The 20,049-nt window shown below is 66.4% G+C and carries 18 protein-coding genes, 2 tRNA genes and 1 riboswitch; of the genes, 14 read left to right on the forward strand and 6 right to left on the reverse strand.

Annotation, left to right across the window (positions count from 1 at the left end):
• The 4 genes from H587_RS0111475 to H587_RS0111490 form a co-directional block, all read right to left on the reverse strand.
• A partial coding sequence (locus H587_RS0111475) for an ADP-ribosylglycohydrolase family protein (protein WP_027176397.1) occupies positions 1-446 on the reverse strand: 446 nt, incomplete at its 3' end.
• Positions 447-562: 116 nt separating this feature from the next.
• A riboswitch (SAM riboswitch) is annotated at positions 563-658 on the reverse strand.
• A 33-nt stretch (positions 659-691) separates the two neighbouring features.
• Complete coding sequence (locus tag H587_RS0111480) at positions 692-901, reverse strand: hypothetical protein (protein WP_027176398.1); 210 nt, start codon at positions 899-901, stop codon at positions 692-694.
• Between the two features lie 108 nt (positions 902-1,009).
• Positions 1,010-2,224, reverse strand: coding sequence for a tyrosine-type recombinase/integrase (locus H587_RS0111485; RefSeq protein WP_027176399.1), 1,215 nt, complete (start codon positions 2,222-2,224; stop codon positions 1,010-1,012).
• 171 nt (positions 2,225-2,395) lie between these two features.
• Positions 2,396-2,472, reverse strand: a tRNA-Arg gene (locus H587_RS0111490).
• A gap of 167 nt (positions 2,473-2,639) precedes the next feature.
• Here H587_RS0111490 and H587_RS0111495 point away from each other — a divergent pair.
• From H587_RS0111495 to hslU, 14 genes are all read left to right on the forward strand, one after another.
• Positions 2,640-4,061, forward strand: coding sequence for a DegQ family serine endoprotease (locus H587_RS0111495; protein ID WP_027176400.1), 1,422 nt, complete (start codon positions 2,640-2,642; stop codon positions 4,059-4,061).
• Positions 4,062-4,139: 78 nt separating this feature from the next.
• Positions 4,140-5,036, forward strand: a complete 897-nt coding sequence (gene ispE / locus H587_RS18345; RefSeq protein ID WP_027176401.1) for a 4-(cytidine 5'-diphospho)-2-C-methyl-D-erythritol kinase — start codon at positions 4,140-4,142, stop codon at positions 5,034-5,036.
• A tRNA-Gln gene (locus H587_RS0111505) sits at positions 5,016-5,090 on the forward strand. The genes ispE and H587_RS0111505 overlap by 21 nt, the downstream gene beginning before the upstream one ends.
• Before the next feature lie 36 nt (positions 5,091-5,126).
• Entirely contained in the window at positions 5,127-6,065 is a 939-nt protein-coding gene (locus tag H587_RS0111510; protein WP_027176402.1) for a ribose-phosphate diphosphokinase, read from the forward strand.
• A gap of 63 nt (positions 6,066-6,128) precedes the next feature.
• Positions 6,129-6,773, forward strand: a complete 645-nt coding sequence (locus H587_RS0111515; protein ID WP_027176403.1) for a 50S ribosomal protein L25 — start codon at positions 6,129-6,131, stop codon at positions 6,771-6,773.
• Positions 6,774-6,890: 117 nt separating this feature from the next.
• Positions 6,891-7,532, forward strand: a complete 642-nt coding sequence (gene pth / locus H587_RS18350) for an aminoacyl-tRNA hydrolase (RefSeq protein WP_051202717.1) — start codon at positions 6,891-6,893, stop codon at positions 7,530-7,532.
• 58 nt (positions 7,533-7,590) lie between these two features.
• Complete coding sequence (locus H587_RS0111525) at positions 7,591-8,121, forward strand: CarD family transcriptional regulator (protein WP_027176404.1); 531 nt, start codon at positions 7,591-7,593, stop codon at positions 8,119-8,121.
• Positions 8,122-8,435: 314 nt separating this feature from the next.
• Positions 8,436-9,746: a transcription termination factor Rho gene (gene rho / locus H587_RS0111530; RefSeq protein ID WP_084630661.1), complete on the forward strand. Its 1,311-nt coding sequence runs from the start codon at positions 8,436-8,438 to the stop codon at positions 9,744-9,746.
• 138 nt (positions 9,747-9,884) lie between these two features.
• Positions 9,885-11,309 (forward strand): M48 family metalloprotease, encoded by a 1,425-nt coding sequence (locus H587_RS0111535; protein ID WP_051202718.1) that lies wholly within the window; start codon positions 9,885-9,887, stop codon positions 11,307-11,309.
• Between the two features lie 79 nt (positions 11,310-11,388).
• Positions 11,389-12,372, forward strand: coding sequence for a bifunctional riboflavin kinase/FAD synthetase (locus H587_RS0111540; protein ID WP_027176407.1), 984 nt, complete (start codon positions 11,389-11,391; stop codon positions 12,370-12,372).
• Complete coding sequence (locus H587_RS0111545; RefSeq protein WP_027176408.1) at positions 12,369-14,189, forward strand: chloride channel protein; 1,821 nt, start codon at positions 12,369-12,371, stop codon at positions 14,187-14,189. Before H587_RS0111540 ends, H587_RS0111545 begins: the two co-directional genes overlap by 4 nt.
• Positions 14,190-14,229: 40 nt before the next feature.
• Positions 14,230-14,802, forward strand: a complete 573-nt coding sequence (locus tag H587_RS0111550) for a macro domain-containing protein (RefSeq protein WP_027176409.1) — start codon at positions 14,230-14,232, stop codon at positions 14,800-14,802.
• Between the two features lie 16 nt (positions 14,803-14,818).
• Positions 14,819-15,379, forward strand: a complete 561-nt coding sequence (hslV, locus tag H587_RS0111555; RefSeq protein WP_027176410.1) for an ATP-dependent protease subunit HslV — start codon at positions 14,819-14,821, stop codon at positions 15,377-15,379.
• Entirely contained in the window at positions 15,376-16,743 is a 1,368-nt protein-coding gene (gene hslU, locus H587_RS0111560) for an ATP-dependent protease ATPase subunit HslU (protein WP_027176411.1), read from the forward strand. Before hslV ends, hslU begins: the two co-directional genes overlap by 4 nt.
• 71 nt (positions 16,744-16,814) lie before the next feature.
• On the opposite strand, the gene H587_RS0111565 is transcribed toward hslU, so the two are convergent.
• On the reverse strand, positions 16,815-17,879 hold the full coding sequence (locus tag H587_RS0111565) for a phosphotransacetylase family protein (RefSeq protein ID WP_027176412.1): 1,065 nt from the start codon (positions 17,877-17,879) through the stop codon (positions 16,815-16,817).
• A gap of 26 nt (positions 17,880-17,905) precedes the next feature.
• Entirely contained in the window at positions 17,906-20,026 is a 2,121-nt protein-coding gene (locus H587_RS0111570) for an acetate--CoA ligase family protein (protein WP_211219507.1), read from the reverse strand.
• Positions 20,027-20,049: the final 23 nt, after the last annotated feature.

Genomic DNA, 20,049 nt, shown 5'->3' on the forward strand with positions numbered 1-20,049 from the left:
AGGCCGTCCTCCCCGTGCAGATAGAACCAGATGGTCATGGCCAAGTAAGCCGCGCAGTCTTCGCCTTCTTTTGAGTTGTGCGTCACCTTGGCGCTGGAACCGGCCATCACGATCATATCCCAAACGCCCCCGCCCCGCATGAGGAACGGGATCGGCGACACGCGCATGGCGGCCCCGTTCCCGGGGCTGCCGTAGGGCCCCATGTCGGGGTTGCCCACCCACAGCCGGAACATCGGCCCGTAGCCCCGGCCGGGGTACTTCCCGGCCCACTTCCGGTACGCGGCGGCGAAGTCCTGGTCGGTGAGCATGGCCTCCGCCGTGGCGACGGTAAGCACGGTGTCGTCGGTGAAGAAGCTCCGCTCGTCCAGGAGCGGGAAGTCTGTCGAAAGGTAGTTGTGCCGTTCGTACTGGCTTCCCGCGAGGTCGCCTATGATTGCTCCGTACATTCCAAGCCTCCGCTTCGGTTTTTTGGGGGGACTCTTGCGGCGGATAAACCCGGCAGGGCGGACCTCGGCCAGAAAATGAAAAGCCCTCCGTGCGGAGGGCCATTGGTTGAGTCTGCATTGCATGGCCCCTTGCGGGCTGGCTTTGGCACCTTGCATCTCGCAGGTTGCCGTGCGGTCATCGGGCCAGTTCCCTCACGCACTCTTCATGTGTCGGTCTGAAAGATAGCCCGCCTCTCGGCCGGGCGTCAATCCCCTTTGGCGGCGGGAAGCGGCTCGTCCAGCTTGGCGGCCAAGTCTCGCAGCGTGTTCCCCAGGCCATAGACGGCCTCGCCTTCCAGGGCGAGCCCTTCACGGGCGGTCAGGGAATCCGCGAGGAAGAGAAGTTGCGCCCGCACTTCAACCTGCCGGGCGCTGGAAAGATTGCCTCCGGTCGTGGTATCCTTCACGTCAGCCATTTCTCGAACCTCCACAGTTCGGGTTTTGGTCAGGCCCGGCGGGGTGCGGCGAAACACTCCCCCGGGCCGTTCTATCGGCAAGCCCCGGCACGATGCCGGGGCCGTGCTTCATTCTCCGCTTGCCGCCCGGATCGGGATCACCTTGCCGCCTTGGCGAAGGCCGTCCAGGAAGTCCGCCCATGCCTGCATCATGCGGCGGCGCTCGGGAAGAAACTCCGCGAAGTTGTACGCCGCCCGCACCTTGTTCCGCTCGGCATGGGAAAGTTGGCGCTCTATGGCGTCCGGGTTCCAGCCCTGTTCATTCAAGAGCGTTGTCGCAGTGGACCGGAAGCCGTGGCCTGTCACTTGGTCGGTCGAGTAGCCCATGTAGCGCAGGGCCGCGTTGACCGTGTTCTCACTCATCGGTTTGGCCGAGGACCGGACGCCGGGGAAGACATACTTGCCCTTGCCGGTCAGGGGGTGAAGCTCCCGTAGGACCGCGACGGCCTGCCGGGACAGGGGCACGATATGCTGCGTCCGCATCTTCATTTTCTCGGCCGGGATGCGCCATTCTGCCGCTTCAAGGTCAACCTCGGACCACTCGGCATGGCGGAGTTCCCCAGGCCGAACAAAGAGCAGGGGGGCCAGCCGTAGGGCACAGCGGACCACGTGGGAGCCCTGGTAGGCGTCGATGGTCCGCAGGAGTTCCCCGAGTTCCTTGGGGTCGGTGATGCTCGGGTGATGCTTTTCCTTGGTGGGGGTCAGGGCTCCCCGAAGATCGCCCGAAGGATCGCGCTCCGCCTTGCCGCAGGCCACGGCGTAGCGGAAGACCTGCCCGCAGTTCTGCAAGGCCCGATGCGCCGTCTCAATGGCCCCTCGGGCCTCGATGCGGCGCATGACCGTCAGAAGTTCCGGGGCGTTGATTTCGTGAATAGGCCGTGATCCGATGAAGGGGAACACGTCTTTCCGAAGCCGGGTCAGGATGCGCCCGGCGTGGGGCGCGGTCCACTTTTTACGGAACCGCTCGAACCACTCCGAGGCGACGGCTTCAAAAGTTTCTCCTCCGGCCTGGGCTTCGGCCCTCTCTTTCCTGGCGGCGCTCGGGTCGATGCCTTGCGCCAGAAGCTTGCGGGCCTCGTCGCGGCGCTCCCTGGCCTGGGCAAGCGAAACCTCGGGGAAGGTGCCGAGGCTCAAGCGGTTTTCACGCCCGGCGAGCCAGTAGCGCAACCTCCACCACTTCCCGCCCGAAGGCGCAACCTCCAGATAGAGGCCCCTTTCATCCTTGAGGATGTACCGCTTTGCCTTGGGCTTCGCGCCCTGTACAGCTACGTTCGTGAGCGCCACCGGACAACTCCTCGGGCAGAGTCGGATAACTGCCCCTGTTGTCCGGTAAGTTATCCGGTCCGTTGTCCGGTTGTCAACGCACTTCGGCGCACGTCGGTAGACACTAAACCAACAAAAACCCCGGTTTCCCGGGGCTTTCTGGTCCTTCTCGGACATGCTTGAATTTCCATTTGGTGTCCCCGGCAGGAATCGAACCTGCGGCCTACAGCTTAGGAGGCTATCGCTCTATCCAACTGAGCTACGGGGACACGAACCGCCTCAAGAGCGGGAAAGGGAACCTATCCCAAAAGGCCACGGCGAGCAAGGCCGGTCGCCATCGCCCGGTCCCACTCCCTTTACAAGCGCGGAAAAGGCCCTATACTCGCGGATACGATTGAGGCGCCCGCGTTCCCGGCCGCGCCCCCAAGGAGGATTCATGTCATTCAGGAAACCGTCAGCCTTGCTCGTCCTGGCCCTGCTTCTGGCCCTGCCGATCCAGGCCGCGGCCAAGGCTTCCCTTCCCGAGTTCGCCGACTTGGCGGAACGCGCCGGAAAGGCCGTGGTCAACATCAGCACGGTGAAGACCGCTCCGGCCACCAACCCGCTCCAGGAATTCCTCAAGAACCAGCCCAACAGCCCCTTCCGCGAATTCTTCGACCAGTTCATGGGCAACATGCCCATGCAGCCGCGCAAGATGAGTTCGCTGGGCTCGGGCTTCGTCATTTCCTCCGACGGCTATGTCGCCACGAACAACCACGTCATCGCCGACGCCGACCAGATCACGGTCAAGCTCCAGGAAAACGGCAAGGAGTACCCGGCCAAAATCGTGGGCCGCGACCCCGAAACCGATCTGGCCCTGCTCAAGATCGAGGCCGGCGACAACCTGCCGGTGCTCTCCTTCGGCGATTCCGACGCCCTGCGTGTGGGCGAGTGGGTCATGGCCATCGGCAACCCCTTCGGCCTGGGCCACACCGTCACCGCCGGCATCATCAGCGCCAAGGGCCGGATCATCGGCCAGGGCGCCTTCGACAACTTCATCCAGACCGACGCCAGCATCAACCCCGGCAACTCCGGCGGCCCGCTCATCGACCTGGACGGCCGGGTCATCGGCATCAACACGGCCATCATCGCCTCCGGCCAGGGCATCGGTTTCGCCATCCCCAGCAACATGGCCGCCAAGATCCTGGACCAGCTCAAGTCCGGCAAGACGCCCAAGCGCGGCTGGCTGGGCGTGACCATCCAGGGCGTGGACGAGAACACGGCCAAGGCCCTGGGCCTGCCCGGCGCCAAGGGCGCGCTGGTTTCGGCCGTCTCGCCCGGCGACCCGGCGGACAAGGCCGGGGTCAAGGCCGGCGACGTCATCCTCAAGGTCAACGGCGAACCCGTGGAGGATTCCGCGGCCCTGCTGCGCACCATCGCGGGCATGGCCCCCGGCGAGAAGGCCACCCTGGGCATCTGGCGTCAGGGCAAGGAAATCTCCCGCAAGGTCACCCTGGAGGAGCGCGGCCCGAACATCGCGGCCATGGAGCGCGGACAGGGACAGGGCGGCCCGCAGACCAAGGAGCAGGCCGCCGAGGAGATCGGCGTGAGCGTGCGGCCGGTTTCGCCCCAGGAGGCCCGCGCCCTGGGCATGGACAAGCCGCAAGGGCTGGTCATCACCGGCGTGCGCGAGGGATCGCCCGCGGCCCAGTCCGACGTGCGGCCCGGCGACGTGGTCCTGGAGGCCAACCAGAATCCCGTTTCCAACGTTGCCGAGTTCCAGAAGATCGTGCGCGAGGACGGCAAGAAACGCGGCGTGGTCATGCTCCTGCTGAAACGGCAGGGCCGCAACATCTTCCGCACCATCGGGCTGGAATAGCAGGACAAACGAAAAACAGAGCGGGGGGGAGGTCCTGGGCTTCTCCCCCCGCTTTTTTTGCGCTATCTTGAATGGATCATGACGTTCGCGGCGACCCTCACGGCTCCGGCCAAGATCAACCTCTTCCTGCGCATCCTCGGCCGTCGCGCCGACGGCTACCACGAACTGGACACTCTCTTCCTGCCTCTCGCCGAGCCCCGCGACGTTCTGGAGGTCACCCCGGGGGCCCCGGGATCGGGCCTGACGCTGTCCTGCGCGGACCACGCCCTGGAGGGCCCCGACAACTTGGTGGTCAAGGCCTGGCGACGCTACGCCGAGGCCACGGGCTTCGCCCCGGACTTGGCCGTGCGCCTGACGAAAGGCATTCCCACGGGTGCGGGACTGGGCGGCGGCAGCTCGGACGCGGCGTCCATGCTGCTCTTTCTCAACGCCCAGGCCGGGGCCGCCGCGCTCCCGGGCGACCGGCTCTCGGCGCTGGCCGCGAACCTCGGCGCGGACGTGCCTTTTTTTCTCCTGGGCCGTCCGGCGCGCGCCGGGGGCATCGGCGACCGCCTGACCCCGACGGAGCCGGACCTCGACGGCCTGACCCTGGTGCTGGTCTGTCCGGATGTGCGCGTCCCCACGGCCTGGGCCTACGCCCGTTTCGACGAGACCGCCGCCAAGGACCGCCCGCCAACGGCTCCAGGATTCTTGACAAGCGATGAAAGGGGGACTAAAAACCCAAGTTCCCTTTTGCCCCTGACCCTGTTCAACGACTTCGAGAACGTTGTTTTCCCGGCGTTCCCGGAACTCAGGCGGATCAAGGAGAGGCTCATCGCGGCCGGGGCGGCCGCGGCGGCCATGAGCGGGAGCGGAGCCAGCATCTTCGCCCTGTTCCGGCAAAAGGAAACAGCGTTGGAGACTGCCCGGAACCTGGCGCGGGGCCAGGACCGCACGTATGTCCAGGACTTCCACTGGGGTGTGGCCAAGCGGTAAGGCGACGGGTTTTGGTCCCGTTATTCGAGGGTTCGAGTCCTTCCACCCCAGCCAGATTTTTATTGCGAGGAGATGCAAGGCGGCATGACCATGCACGGGGAACTCAAAATCATCAGCGGATCGGCCAACGTTTCGCTGTCCGAGGCCATTTGCGAGCATCTCGGCTGCCGGCTTTCGCCCACGTTGCGCGAGACGTTCAGCGACGGCGAGATCCGCATCGAGATCGGCGAGAACGTCCGAGGCGACGACGTCTTCGTGGTCCAGCCGACCTGTTCGCCGGTGAATTTCCACCTCATGGAGCTGGCCCTCATGCTGGACGCCCTCAAGCGCGCCAGCGCCCGACGCGTGACAGCCGTGATGCCTTACTACGGCTATGCCCGCCAAGACCGCAAGGTCGTGCCCCGCGCGCCCATCAGCGCCAAACTGGTGGCCGACATGCTCACCGCCGCGGGCATGCACCGCCTGGTGACCATCGACCTGCACGCGGGCCAGATTCAGGGCTTCTTCAACTGCCCCGTGGACAACCTCTTCGCCGCGCCCGTGTTCCTCGACTACCTGCGCCGGGTGGACGGCGACATGGTCATGGTCTCGCCCGACGCGGGCGGCGTGGAACGCGCCCGCGCCTACGCCAAGCGCATGAACGCCGGGTTGGCGATCATCGACAAACGCCGAGACGCGCCCAACCAGGCCCAGGCCATGAACCTCATCGGCAGCGTCAAGGGCAAGGTGGCCGTGGTCATGGACGACATGATCGACACCGCCGGAACCATGTGCGCCGCCGCGGACGTGCTCATGAACAACGGCGCCGAGCGGGTTCTGGCCTGCGCCACGCACCCCGTCCTCTCCGGCCCGGCCATCGACCGCCTGGAGAACTCGGCCTTCAGCGAAGTGGTGGTCAGCAACACCATCCCCCTGGACGGCCGCAAGCTGGCCTGTTCCAAGATCAAGGTTCTGTCCATGGCCGCCCTGCTGGCCAAGGCCATCAACAACGTGCACACCGAATCCTCGGTGAGCGTGCTTTTCGTATAGGACGAAAGAAACTTCAGGCCGTCCCCGCCGTGCGGGCCGAGGCCGCAGCAAGGAGCGATCATTATGGCGAAACTCATGACGTTGAGCGTGCAGGAGCGCACCGAGACGGGCAAGGGCCCCTGCCACCGCCTGCGTGAGCAGGGTTTCATCCCCGGCGTCTACTATGACGAAAAAGGCGCCAACGTGGCCGTCAAGGTCCTGGAGCTGCCCCTGACCAAGCTCTACGCCAAGGTCGGCGGCTCCCAAGTCTTCGAACTGGAGATCGAAAAGGGCGGCGCCAAGGAAGTGCTGCCTTCGCTCATCTGGGAAATGAAGATGGATCCGGTCAAGCCCCGTCCCCAGCACGTGGACTTCCGCGGCGTCGACCTGAACAAGGAGATCCGCGTCCATGTGGCCTTCGAACTCACCGGCAAGCCCGCCGGCGTGGTCAAGGGCGGTGTGCTCGAACTCTTCCGCGACACCTGTGAAGTGGTGGGCAAGCCTCTGGACATCCCGGAAAAGATTCTGGTCGACGTGAGCGCCCTGGACATCAACGAGAGCGTGCATGTGGCCAGCGTGCCCATGCCCGCCGGCATCAAGGCCGTGATCGACGACAACTACGCCGTGGCCGGCGTGGTCGTCCCGGCCGAAGAGGCCGAGGGCGAGGGTGAAGGCGAGGCTCCCGCCGCTGCCGCCGAGCCCGCCAAGGCCGCCAAGGCCGGAGAGTAGCCTCTCCAGCGAATCGTCGTTTGCTGGGGGCTCCGGGCGACCGGAGCCCCTTTTCGCCTTTCTGGCGGCGCCGCCCCCGCCTGTCGCGAAACCGGGGCACCGGCCCCAGGGATTTCCATGACGCTCAAAGGCATCCTCGCCGGACTGGGCAACCCGGGAATGGAGTACGCGGAGACCCGCCACAACTACGGCTTCCTCCTCGTGGATCACCTCCTGGGCATGGCCCGCGCACGCAAGAGCATGCGCCTGACTCCGCTTCAGGAAAGCGGCGACGCCTTGGCCTACACGGCCAACCTCGGCGGGGCGCCCTGGCTGCTGCTCAAGCCCATGACCTACATGAACCGGAGCGGACTGGCGGTGGGCCGTTTCGCCCGGCGTTTCGGACTGCAGCCCGAGGCCGTGGTCGTGGTCCACGACGAGCTGGATCTGCCCCTGGGCCGCATGAAGCTCAAGCGCGGCGGTTCCTCGGCCGGCCACAACGGCGTGGCCTCGATCATCGAGGAACTGGGCGGGCCGGACTTCTGGCGCCTGCGTCTGGGCATCGGCAGACCGACGGTCAAACGCGACATGGCGGGCTGGGTTCTGGAGACCTTCGCACCGGAGGAGCGCGCGGTCGTCGCCGAGGTGTTGCCCGCCGCCGCGAAGGGACTGGACATTTTCCTGCGGCGCGGCGAGGCCCTGGCCGTGCAGTTCCTGAACGCCTTCCGGGTAAAAGGAAATGAGGACGCCCCCGGCATGGACTCCGCCGGAGATTCTTGATACCCTCCCATTGGTGCTTTTCCCGATCTCAGCCGCCCGCAGCCCGAAGGAGCCTTACGTGTTTCAGATCAATCAGCTGGTCGTCTATCCCTCGCAGGGCGTGGGCCGGGTGGAGCGTATCGAAAGCCAAGTCATCGGCGGGGTCAAGGCCGATTTCTACATCGTGCGTATTCTCTCCAACAACGTGACCCTCATGGTCCCGGTGAAAAACGCGCCCAACGTCGGACTGCGCCCGGTGTGCAGCCTGCGCACCGGCCAGGCCATCTTCGAATCCCTGCGCGACCGTTCCGACTTCACCGGCTACACCGGCCAGAACTGGAACCGCCGCTATCGCGAATACTCGGAAAAACTGAAAAGCGGCGACTTGGCGGATGTGGCGTACGTACTCAAGGAACTCTTCCTCATCGGCAAGGACAAGGAGCTGTCCTTCGGGGAGAGGCGGCTCCTGGAACAGGCCATGAACCTCGTCTCCATGGAATTGGCCTACGCCGTCAACAGGGATCAGGAGGACATCAAGGCCGGGATCACCGAGATGTTCAGCGACGTCTTGCAGCTTCGGGAGAAGGAAAAGTCGGAAAAGCGGGCCTGAGGCCCTTGTCAACATGACTCCTTTCGGTTAATCCCCGGGTTGACCGCCCGGGGCGGCGCGCAAGCCGCCGTCATCGTTCGCCCGGGTGCTGCATCCGGTTTCCCCCCTAGGTTGCCAATAAGAAAACGAGGTTTTTCGGCGTCGGCCTTTTTTGCGGCCGGGAACGCCCGCAGGATAGCGTTTGTTTCACCCCCGAACCAGGCTCCGTCACATCCCCGCCCCGGCGCGCGACCGGGAAGCCTCCGGGCGCGCGGGGGACGGCTCCGCCCCGGGGTCCGTATGACCCCAAGACCACAAAACCCAACGATCAACGTATGAGCAACAACGGAAACGACCAAGACCTGACCAACGGCTCCTCCCAGAACGGCGGCGAACGGCTGAACCTCACCGACCTCAAGTACAAGAGCATGTCCGAACTCATGGACATGGCCGCCCGTTACAACGTGGAGAACCCCAGCGGCCTGCGCAAGCAGGAGTTGATCTTCGCCCTGCTCCAGGCCTGCGCCTCGCAGAACGGCCAGATCTTCGGCGAAGGCGTGCTGGAAATCCTGCCCGACGGCTTCGGCTTTCTCCGCTCTCCCATGTACAGCTACATGCCGGGCCCGGACGACATCTACGTCTCGCCCTCCCAGATCCGCCGTTTCGGCCTGCGCAAGGGCGACGTCATCTCCGGCCAGATCCGTCCGCCCAAGGAGGGTGAACGCTACTTCGCCCTGCTGCGCGTCTCGGAGATCGGCTTCGAGCCGCCGGAGTACTCCAAGAATCTGGTCCTCTTCGACAACCTCACCCCGATCTACCCGAACAAACGCTTCAAAATGGAAAACGGCGGCGAGAACTACTCCTCGCGCGTCATCGACCTGCTCTCGCCCATCGGCTGCGGCCAGCGCGGCATCATCGTGGCCCCGCCCCGCACCGGCAAGACCATGCTCCTGCAGACCATCGCCAACTCCATCAACGCCAACCACCCCGAGGTCTACCTCATCGTCCTGCTCATCGACGAGCGGCCCGAGGAAGTGACCGACATGGAGCGCACGGTCCGCGCCGAAGTCATCAGCTCCACCTTCGACGAGCCGCCGACCCGCCACGTGCAGGTCACGGAGATGGTCCTGGAGAAGGCCAAACGCCTAGTGGAACGCAAACGCGACGTGGTCATCCTGCTCGACTCCATCACCCGTCTCGGCCGGGCCTACAACGCCGTGACCCCGTCCTCCGGCCGCGTGCTCTCCGGCGGTCTGGACGCCAACGCCATGCAGCGGCCCAAGCGCTTCTTCGGCGCGGCCCGCAACATCGAGGAAGGCGGCAGCCTGACCATCATCGCCACCGCGCTCATCGACACCGGTTCACGCATGGACGAGGTCATCTTCGAGGAGTTCAAGGGCACCGGCAACATGGAGATATACCTGGACCGCCACCTCTCCGAGAAGCGTGTGTTCCCGGCCATCGACATCAACCGTTCCGGCACCCGCAAGGAGGAGCTGCTCCTGGAGGAGGAAGTCCTCAACCGGGTCTGGATCCTGCGCAAGCTCCTCGCGCCCATGAACCCCATCGACAGCATGGAGTTCCTCCTGGGCAAGATGAAAGGCTCCAAGAGCAACCGCGAATTCCTGAACATGATGAACAAGTAGGCTTCCCCGGGCGAAGCCTTGGCGAGGACGCGAGCCCGGCGGGTTCGCGTCCTTTCGTTTTGGGGCTCCCGGATACCCGTTGCGCCGCCCGGCCAAGCGCGTAATATGGCCCACATGCGAACAAGGACAGCGCGCCCCATGCGAAACGCCGCCCACATCTCGTGCAGTCTGCTCCTGGCCCTGCTGCTGGTGCTGCTCCCCGCCGTCCAGGCCCGGGCCGCCTGGGGCGACTTCACCATCTCCGACGAGATCGAGGCCGGGCGGAAGTTCGACGCCTACGTGCGCAGCAACATGCCCCTGGTGGAGGACACCGAGGTCACGACCTACGTGAACGGTCTGGTCAAGCGCCTCGTGGATCACGTGCCGCCCCAGCCCTTCCGCTTCACGACCACGGTGATCCAGAACGGCTCCATGAACGCCTTCGCCGTTCCCGGCGGCTACGTCTACGTCTTCACCGGCCTGATCCTGAACCTCCAGACCGAGGATCAGGTGGCAGCCGTGCTGGCCCACGAACTGGCCCACGTCACCGAGCACCACGTGGCCAAGCGCATGGCGGATATGCGGCTGGCCAGCATCGGGGCCATCGCGGGCACCCTGGCCGGGGCCTTCCTGGGCATCGCCGGCGGCGGGGCCAACATGCAGAACCTCGGTGGAGCCCTGATGATGGGCTCCCAGGCCGGAGCGGCCTCGGCCTTCCTCAAATACACCAATGAGAACGAACGCGAGGCCGACCACCAGGGCCTCAACTTCATGTCCGCCTCGGGCTACAATCCCCTGGCAATGGCCGAGACCTTCGACATCATGCAGAAGGCCCGCTGGTACGTGAGCAACGACAAGATCCCCTCCTACCTCTCCACCCACCCCGCGCTGCCCGACCGCGTGGCCTACATCAAGGACCGTGTGGCCCGGATGCCCCAGGAGGTGACCCGCCGCAAGGCCGACAACACCGCCTTCCTGCGCGTGCAGACCCTGGTGCGGGCCAGGCTCCAGGCCGCGGACGTGGCCCTGGCCTGGTACAACAACAAGGGTGACCTGACCCCCCTGGACCAGTTGGGGCTGGCCGTGGTGCAGGCCAGGGTGAACCGCATCGGCGAGGCCGAGCGGACCTTCCAGAAGGCCCTTGCGGCCATGCCCAACGATCCCCTGGCGCTGCGCGAAACCGGCATCTTCTACTTCCGCCAGGGCGACTTCCAGAAGGCCCAGCCCCTGCTCCAGAAGGCCCTGGTCCTCAGGCCCTCGGACGCCCTGACCCTGTTCTACAACGCCCGGCTCCTGGGCGAGTACAAGCAATACCCGGCGGCCATCGCCTCCATGCGCCAGGTGGTCAAGGATCTGCCGGACGACCCCGAAGTGCGCTACCACATGGGCCGGCTCCTGGGCGAATCCGGGGACCAGTTCGGCGGCCATCTCAACCTGGCCTACTCCTTCGAACTCCAAGGCAACCGCAAACAGGCCGAGTTCCACCTGGAGAAGGCCCGCTCCATGGCCACGAACCCGGACCAGAAGAAGCAGGTGGAGGAGTTCGACGCCTTCCGCAAGGAACGCGAAGAGCTGCGCATGTGACGGGGAACCGCCCCTTGAAACGCGCGCCGCTTTGCGTTAGCTCCATCCTTTCGTCAACATTTCATTGGGACGAGCACTCATGATCGTGGCCAGAACCCTCCAGGAGCTGGAAGGCGCCATCGCCGGCTCCTGTGTCACCATAGGCAATTTCGACGGCGTACACCTGGGGCACCAGAAACTCATCGACCAGACCTGCCGCCGGGCCCGGGCCCAAGGCCTGGTCAGCGTGGTCGTGACCTTCGAGCCCCACCCCCTGCGCGTTCTCCTGGGCAGCCGCACCCCGCCCTTCATCACCCTCATGGAACAGAAGCTGGAACTCATCGGCTCGCTCGGTCCCAACGTCACCCTGGTCCTCAACTTCACCCGCGAAATGGCCGCCCTCTCGCCGGACGAGTTCGTGCGTGAATATCTCGTGCGGGGCCTTTCCGTGCGCGAGCTGATCATCGGCTACGACTACGCCATGGGCAAGGGCCGCTCGGGCAACTACGAAACCCTCAAGGTTCTGGGCCGGACTTACGGCTTCCGGGTGGAGCGCCTGGAGCCCGTGACCCTGGGCGACGCAGTGGTCAGCTCCACGCGCATCCGCGACATGGTCCAGGCCGGGGAGGTCTGGGAGGCCCGGCCGCTGCTGGGCCGCTTCTACCAGGTGCGCGGCGAAGTCATCCAGGGCCACAACCGGGGCGGCAAGCTTTTGGGCTTCCCTACCGCCAACCTCAGGCTGGTGGACGAACTGGTGCCCCAGACCGGCGTCTACGCCGTCTGGGTCGAGGTCGACGACGCAGTGCTTCCCGGCGTGGCCAACATCGGCACCAACCCCACCTTCGGCAACACGGCCGTCTCGGTGGAGGCCCACATCATGAACTTCAAGGGCGACCTCTACGGCCGCCGCATCCGGGTGCATTTCGTCCAGCGTCTGCGCTCCGAACGCAAGTTCGAAAACCTGGACGCCCTGCGCGCGCGCATCCAGGCCGACATCGATCTGGCCGGGCGCATCCTCTCCGAGCCCGAGGCCCAGCCCGCCACCCTCCCCCGGGAGGCAACCCGTTCCGGCCCGGGCAGATGAGCACCCTCGCCGACCTGCCGCGACGCGCACTGGCCCTCCTGGTCTCCCTGCGCCATGCCCGTTCCCTGCGCTGGCTGGCGTACGGCGTGGTGGTCGGCGCCGTCACCGGCCTGGTGGCCGCGGCCTATTTCTGGGCCGTGGAATATTTCCGCACCGTGCTGCTGCACGATCTGGCCGGGCTGAGCCTGCCCGCCCCGGCCGGGGAACAATTGCACCACGCCACCCCGCTGGGGGCCTACCGTCCCTGGCTCGTGCCCCTGTTCACCGGGGCCGTGGGCCTGATCACCGGCTACGTGGTGCAGCGCTTCATCCCCGAAACCGTCAGCGGCGGCACCGACGGCACCGACGCCACCATCAAGGCCTTTCACCAGCAAGGCGGCCTGATCCGGCCCCTGGTGCCGATCATCCGGGGCGTGGCCTCGATCTTCACCATCGCCTCCGGCGGCAGCGCCGGGCGCGAGGGCCCCATCACCCAGATGGGCGCGGGCCTGGGTTCCTGGTTCGCCCAGCGGCTCAAGCTCTCGGCCCGGGAGCGCCGACTGCTCCTGCTGGCCGGGGCGGCCGGCGGCCTGGGGGCCATCTTCCGGGCCCCGCTGGGCGGCGCGCTCACGGCCGTGGAGGTCATCTACCGCGAGGACTTCGAGGCCGAGGCCCTGCTGCCCTCGATCATGTCCTCGGTGACGGCCTACTCCGTGTTCACCTTCTTCTTCGGCTCCGAACCCATCTTCGGCATCCCGCACTTCGAATTCCGCGACCCCCGGGAGCTGTTCTTCTACACGGCGCTGGCCCTGGCCTGCGCCGGGGCGGGCTGGCTCTACGTGCGGACCTTCCGCTGGTTCAAGTTCCGGATATTCTTCCCGCTCAAGGAAAAGGTGGGGCTCATGTGGACCACGGCCCTGGGCGGCCTGGGCGCGGGACTCCTGGGCGCGTTCTTCCCCCAGGTCCTGTCCGGCGGCTACGGCTGGCTGGAACTGGCCATCCTCGGGCAGATCCCGGCCCTGATGCTCTTCGCCATCGTCATCGGCAAGACCATGGCCACCTCCATGACCATCGGCTCGGGCATGAGCGGCGGCATGTTCGCCCCGGCCCTGTTCGTGGGCGGCATGAGCGGCGGCGTGGTGGGCCAGCTGGCCCACCAGTGGTGGCCGGACATCGCGCGCCAGCCCGGAGGCTACGTGTTGGTGGGCATGGCGGCCTTCTTCGCGGGCATCGCCAAGGCCCCCATCGGCCCGCTGGTCATGGTCTGCGAGCTGACCAAGGGCTACGGCCTGCTGGCTCCGCTCATGCTGGCCTCGGCCCTGTGCATCGTGCTCTGCCGCAAGGTCTCGCTCTACGAGCATCAGGTGGACGACAAATTCGACTCCCCGGCCCACGTGTCCGACGCCACCATCAACGTGTTGGAACATCTCACCGTAGAGGGCCGCTTCACCCCCTCCCGGGTCACGATCCTCGAGGAGGGAACGACCCTCAAGGCCCTCACGGACATCATCGCCAACACGGCCCAGATCTGCTTCCCGGTGCGCGACCGAACCGGACGCTTCACCGGCATCCTCTCCATCCACGACGTGCGCCGCCTGCTCTTCGAGGAAGGACTCTTCGACCTGGTGGTGGTCCACGATCTGGCCGGACGCGTGGCCCTGCTCAAGCCCGACGACGACCTCTACACCGCGCTGCTGCTCTTCGTGGACACGGACTACGACCAAATTCCCGTGGTCTCGCCCGACGATCCCCACGCCCTGGTCGGCCTCATGAACCGCGAAGACGTGTTCAAGGCCTACGCCACGACCATCCGCTCCCTGCGCGAAGACGCGGTCTGACCCCTTGCCAGGGGCGCGTCACGTCTTATTTAGAACAATCGTGCGGACGCGACCCAACGGCCATTCCGGCCACTCCTGGTCCTTCGGCTCGGGCCGACTCGTTCTCCTGGCCGGGGACATCGCCCTCTCCGACACCGACGCCGTGGTCAACGCGGCCAACTCCCGGCTGTCCGGGGGCGGCGGCGTGGACGGAGCCATCCACCGGGCCGCGGGCTGGGATCTGCTCCAGACCGCCTGCTGGGCCCACATCACCGAAAACGGCGAAGTTCCTCCGGGACAGGCGGCCGTCACCACCGGCTTCGGCCTGAAGGCCAAATGGATCATCCACGCCGTGGGCCCGGTCTGGCACGGCGGCCTGTCCGGCGAACCGGAACTCCTGGCCTCGGCCTACCGCGTGAGCCTCCGTCTGGCTCGGGAACTGGAGTGCCGCGCCGTGGCCTTCCCGGCCTTGAGCTGCGGGGCCTACGGCTATCCCGTGGAGCTGGCCGCGCCGCTGGCCCTGGCCGAGTTGCGCCGGGGCCTGGAGGACGGCCTCGTGTCCGAAATCCGCCTGACCCTCTTCGGCCAGGAAAACCTGGACCGCTGGGCCGCGCTGGCCCACGCCATCCTCTAATCAGCGGAGAGCAATCGTGGACTTGAAGGGAACCACCATCCTGGCGGTCAAGGACGCGGGCGGCGTGGCCATGGCCGGAGACGGCCAGGTCACCATGGGCCAGAACATCGCCATGAAGCACACCGCCCGCAAGGTCCGCTCCATCTACAAGGACAAAGTCATGATCGGCTTCGCCGGGGCCACCGCCGACGCCTTCACCCTGTCCGAACGCTTCGAGAAGAAACTGGAGGCCCACTCCGGCAACCTCACCCGGGCCGCCGTGGAGCTGGCCAAGGACTGGCGCACGGACAAGTATCTGCGTCGCCTGGAGGCCATGCTCCTGGCCGCCGACGCGGAGACCATCCTGATCATCTCCGGCACCGGCGACGTCATCGAGCCCGACGACGGCCTGGCCGCCATCGGCTCGGGCGGCCCCTACGCCCTGGCCGCGGCCCGCGCCCTGGCCCGGAACACCGAGCTGCCCGCCCGGGAGATCGCCGAACGGGCCATGCGCATCGCGGCCGAGATCTGCGTCTACACCAACGACAACCTGACCATCCTGACCCGCGAGGCGGGCAAGGGAACCGACGCGTCATGAGCAGCAACCTCACTCCCCGGGAGATCGTCTCGGAACTGGACAAGTACGTCATCGGGCAGAAGGCGGCCAAACGCATGGTGGCCATCGCCCTGCGCAACCGCTGGCGGCGCAACCGCCTGGCCCCGGAGCTGCGGGACGAGGTGGCGCCCAAGAACATCATCCTCATGGGCCCCACGGGCGTGGGCAAGACCGAGATCGCCCGCCGCCTGGCCCGGTTGGCCGGGTGCCCGTTCTTCAAGGTCGAGGCCACCAAGTTCACCGAGGTGGGCTATGTGGGCCGGGACGTGGAGTCCATGGTCCGCGATCTCATGGAGATCGGCGTGAACATGGTCAAGACCGAGGAACGCGACAAGGTGCGGGTCAAGGCCGAGGAGCACGCCGAGGAGCGCCTCCTGGACCTGCTCGTGCCCGGCGGCCAGCCCCAGGCCCAGGGCGCGGGCTTCTTCATGCGCCCGGCCTCCGCCGAACCCATGTCCGAAAAGGACGCCTCCACCCGCGAGAAGCTGCGCAAGCTCTGGCGCGACGGAGCGCTGGACGAGCGCGTCGTGGAGGTCGAGGTCCGCTCCCAGTCCGGCCCGCAGCTGGAGATCGCGGCCATCCCCGGCATGGAGGAGATGGGCATGCAGATGCAGGAGACCCTGGGCCGCATGTTCCCGAACAAGAAGAAGCTCAAGAAGATGAAGGTGCGCGAGGCCTTCGAGGTGCTGGCGGCCGAGGAGGCCGACAAGCTCATCGACATGGACAAGGTTCTGGAGGCCGCCCGCGAACGCGTGGAACAGGACGGCATCCTCTTCGTGGACGAGATCGACAAGATCGCGGCCCGGAGCGAACACGGCGGGCCGGACGTGTCCCGCGAAGGCGTGCAGCGCGACCTGCTGCCCGTGGTCGAGGGCTGCGTGGTGAACACCAAGTACGGCATGGTCAAGACCGACCACATCCTGTTCATCGCCGCCGGGGCCTTCCACCAGAGCAAGCCCTCGGACCTCATCCCCGAACTCCAAGGCCGCTTCCCCCTGCGCGAAACCCTGGAAGCCCTGGGCAAGGACGAGTTCTACCGCATCCTCACCGAGCCGAAGAACGCGCTCACCGTGCAGTACAAGGCCCTGCTGGAGACCGAGGGGCTGACCGTGGACTTCACCCGCGAGGCCCTGGAGGAAATCTCGGCCATGGCCGAAAGGATCAACCAGGAAACCGAGAACATCGGCGCGCGGCGGCTGTCCACCATCATGGAGAAGCTCCTGGCCGAACTGTCCTTCGCCGCGCCCGACCGGGGCGGCCAGAGCGTGACCATCGACCGGGCCTACGTCCAGTCCCAGCTCCAGGACGTGGTCGAGGACCGGGATCTGTCGCGGTATATCCTTTAGCCTTCGCCCCTAGGAAACGGAAAAGGCGCGGCCCCTCACCGGGAACCGCGCCTCTTTTCGTTTTCCAGCTCCTACAACCCGACGCGCTTCTTGAGCAGGGCGTAGTCCACGTTGGCCATGACCAGCTGGGCCCCGTGGTTGACCTTGATCATGTCCCGCAGCTTGTGGCTGGTGAGGATGTTCTCCATCTTCTTGGCCACGGTGAAGGTGTCCTCGCGGACCACGATGATCGGCGTCTCCAGCACCTCGGAACGGGTCAGGATGATGTCGTTGGGATAGAGGTTGCCGGTGAGGATGAGGCAGGGCGAACTGCCCTCCAGGGCCACCAGCTGCACGTCCGAGCGGTCCCCGCCCACGATCACCGCCGAGTTCTTGTGGCGCTTGAAGTGGGTCAGGAAGTTCTCCACCTGCATGGTGCCGATGAGGAAGCTCTCCACCACCCGCTCACCCTTGCCCTGGGCCGAGATGACCTTGCCGTTCAGGCGCTCGGCCAGGTCCGTGACCTTGATGGCGCCCATGAGCGGGTCCGAGGGGATGGTCCCGAGCACGGTGACGCCCTTCTTCTCCAGGAAGGGCTGGATGAGGCCGGTGGCCTCCTCCATGTAGGATTCGGGGACGTCGTTGAAGATCACCCCGGCCAGGTCGTCTCCGGCGACGGCCTTGCTGCGCAGGATGTAGTCGTAGCGCAGTTCCTTCTGGTAGCGGTCCACGAGCACGGTTTTCGCGCCCAGGGAGGCGGCCACCCGGCTGCCCTCCACCCCGCAGTAGGTGCCCGAGCCGAGGAAGGTGCCCGAGCCCTGGATGAGCATCACGTCCTTGCCCTCCGAGAGCTTGGCGTAGGCCCGGCCGATGTTCGAGAGCAGGTCGCCGCAGCCGGTGGTGAAGGCCTTGATCGTGAAGTCGCGGGTCACGAGCACGGGCGTGACCAGCTCGGGGTCCTGGTCCAGGCCGAGCACGTCCTGGACGAAGAAGGCGTCCTCGTCGCCCACCTTGTCCCCGGTGCGGCGCGGCACCGCGCCCACCGGCTTCATGTAGCCGACGTTCAGGCCCTCCTTCTGGAACTTGAGCCCCAGAGACATGGCGATGAGATTCTTGCCCGAATACCCGGCGGTGGAACCCACGTACACGCCGACCATGACGACCTCCCCGGCCCGCGAGGGCCCTATTCTTGGCTGTGCGTTTCCGGACCGTTCAGATGCAGGGTCATGCGCACGTCGGCCACCACGGCCCGTTCGTGGTTGACCAGGACGGGATTGAACTCCGCCTCGTAGACCTCCGGGAAGTCCAGGGCCAGCCGGGACATGGTCAGGATGATGTCCTCGATGGCCTTGAAGTTCACCGGTTGCTCCCCGCGCACGCCCTTGAGGAGCATGTAGGATCTGATCTCGCGCACGATCTCGAAGGCGTCGGCCCGCGACAGCGGGGCCAGACGGAAGGCGATGTCCTTCAATATCTCCACATAGATGCCGCCCAGGCCGAACATGAGCAACGGCCCGAACTGCTCGTCGCGCTTGAAGCCGATGATGACCTCCCGGGAGCCCTTGGGGGCCATCTCCTGGACCAGACAGCCCGCGATGTAGGCGTCGCGGCGCAGGCGCTGGGCCCGGGTGGTGATGTCGAAGAAGGCCGCGCGCACGGCCGCGGCGTCGGCGAGACCCACCTTGACCCCGCCCACGTCGGACTTGTGGGATATCTGCGGCGAGGCGATCTTGAGCACCACGGGATAGCCGATGGCCTCGGCCGCGGCCACGGCCTCGTCGCTGCCCCGGGCCAGCATGGTCTTCGGGGTGGGCAGGTCGTAGGCCGCGAGCATCTCCTGGGCCTCGAACTCCACGATCTCGGTCAGGCCGCGCGTCACGGCCCGGTCGATGACCGCGCGGGCCCGCTCCAGGTCGCGGACGACCTCGGGGTACACCGGTTCGGGCCGGGCCCGGTTCAGGGCGTGTACGTACATGCTCTCGATGCTGCGGATGGCCGGTTCCGGGAAGGCGTAGCAGGGCACGCCCCCCTCCTGGAGAATGCGCCGCCCCGGGGCGACCTGCTTCTTGCCCATGAAACAGGCGAAGATCGGCTTGTCCGAGCGCCGCGAGAGGTCCACGATGACCTGGGCCGTGGCCTCCACCTCCACCGAAGCCACCGGAGTCAGGATGACCAGCAGGGAATGGACCATGGGATCGGTGAGCACGGCCTCGATGGCCTGCTTGTAGCGCGCCGGGTCCGAGTCGCCGATGATGTCCACGGGATTGTACAGGGCCGCGAAGCTGGGCAGGAAGGATTGCAGCTTGGCGATGGTGGCCGGGCTCAGGGAGGCCATGTGCAGCCGGGAGCGTTCGCAGGCGTCGGCGGCCAGGATGCCGGGACCGCCGGAGTTGGTCACGATGCCCAGGTTGGGCCCCCTGGGCAGGGGTTGGTGCGAGAAGGCCTCGGCCAGGTTGAACAGGGACTCCACGTCGGCCACCCGGATCACGCCGCTCTGGCGGAAGGCCGCGGTGTAGGCCGCGTCCGACCCGGCGATGGCTCCGGTGTGGGAGCTGGCGGCCTTGGCTCCGGCGGCCGTGGTGCCGGACTTGATCATGATCACCGGCTTGGCGCGGGTCACGGCGGCGGCTTGGCGCAGGAACTCCTGGCCGTGCTCCACGTTCTCGATGTAGCCCAGGATGACCTTGGTGTTCGGGTCGCGGCCCAGGTATTCGAGCATGCGCGACTCGTCCAGCGCGGCCTTGTTGCCCAGACTCACGAACTTGGAGAAGCCGATGTTCTCGCCCAGGGCCCAGTCCAGGATGGCCACGCAGAGCGCGCCGGACTGGGAGAAGAAGGCGATGGGCCCCTTGGAGGGCTGGCCCGCCGCGAAGGAGGCGTTGACCCCATGGCCGGTGTTCATCATGCCCAGGCAGTTGGGCCCGAGCAGGGCCATGCCGCTCTCGGCGGCCAGGGCGGCCATGTCGCGCTCCAGGAGGAAGCCCTCCTTGCCCACCTCCTTGAATCCGGCGGTGATGACGATGGCCGACTTGGCGCGGATTTCCACGAGTTCGCGCAGGGCGGGCAGGACCGCGTCGCGGGGCACGGCGATGACCGCCAGGTCCAGGCCCTTGGGCAGATCTCCGGCCGAGGTGGTCACGGGCAGGCCCTCGATGGTCCCGCCCTTGGGGTTCACCGGAATGAGCCGCCCGGCGAAGCCCGCGCCGAGCATGTTGGCCACCACGGTGTGGCCGATCTTGCCCGGTTTGTCCGAGGCCCCGATGACCGCCACGGTGCGCGGTTCGAAAAAGGCTTGCAGATCCATGCCCTGGTTCACGCGTTTCTCCT

Origin of the sequence: Desulfovibrio aminophilus DSM 12254 (genome assembly GCF_000422565.1) — a bacterium.
GTDB classification, from domain to species: Bacteria; Desulfobacterota; Desulfovibrionia; order Desulfovibrionales; family Desulfovibrionaceae; genus Aminidesulfovibrio; species Aminidesulfovibrio aminophilus.

Coding starts and splice junctions, on each gene's coding strand:
- H587_RS0111480 (WP_027176398.1), bottom strand. CDS start 901: ATGGCTGACGTGAAGGATACCACGACCGGAGGCAATCTTTCCAGCGCC.
- H587_RS0111495 (WP_027176400.1), top strand. CDS start 2,640: ATGTCATTCAGGAAACCGTCAGCCTTGCTCGTCCTGGCCCTGCTTCTG.
- ispE (WP_027176401.1), top strand. CDS start 4,140: ATGACGTTCGCGGCGACCCTCACGGCTCCGGCCAAGATCAACCTCTTC.
- H587_RS0111510 (WP_027176402.1), top strand. CDS start 5,127: ATGCACGGGGAACTCAAAATCATCAGCGGATCGGCCAACGTTTCGCTG.
- H587_RS0111515 (WP_027176403.1), top strand. CDS start 6,129: ATGGCGAAACTCATGACGTTGAGCGTGCAGGAGCGCACCGAGACGGGC.
- pth (WP_051202717.1), top strand. CDS start 6,891: ATGACGCTCAAAGGCATCCTCGCCGGACTGGGCAACCCGGGAATGGAG.
- rho (WP_084630661.1), top strand. CDS start 8,436: ATGAGCAACAACGGAAACGACCAAGACCTGACCAACGGCTCCTCCCAG.
- H587_RS0111535 (WP_051202718.1), top strand. CDS start 9,885: ATGCGAAACGCCGCCCACATCTCGTGCAGTCTGCTCCTGGCCCTGCTG.
- H587_RS0111540 (WP_027176407.1), top strand. CDS start 11,389: ATGATCGTGGCCAGAACCCTCCAGGAGCTGGAAGGCGCCATCGCCGGC.
- H587_RS0111545 (WP_027176408.1), top strand. CDS start 12,369: ATGAGCACCCTCGCCGACCTGCCGCGACGCGCACTGGCCCTCCTGGTC.
- hslU (WP_027176411.1), top strand. CDS start 15,376: ATGAGCAGCAACCTCACTCCCCGGGAGATCGTCTCGGAACTGGACAAG.
- H587_RS0111565 (WP_027176412.1), bottom strand. CDS start 17,879: ATGGTCGGCGTGTACGTGGGTTCCACCGCCGGGTATTCGGGCAAGAAT.
- H587_RS0111570 (WP_211219507.1), bottom strand. CDS start 20,026: ATGGATCTGCAAGCCTTTTTCGAACCGCGCACCGTGGCGGTCATCGGG.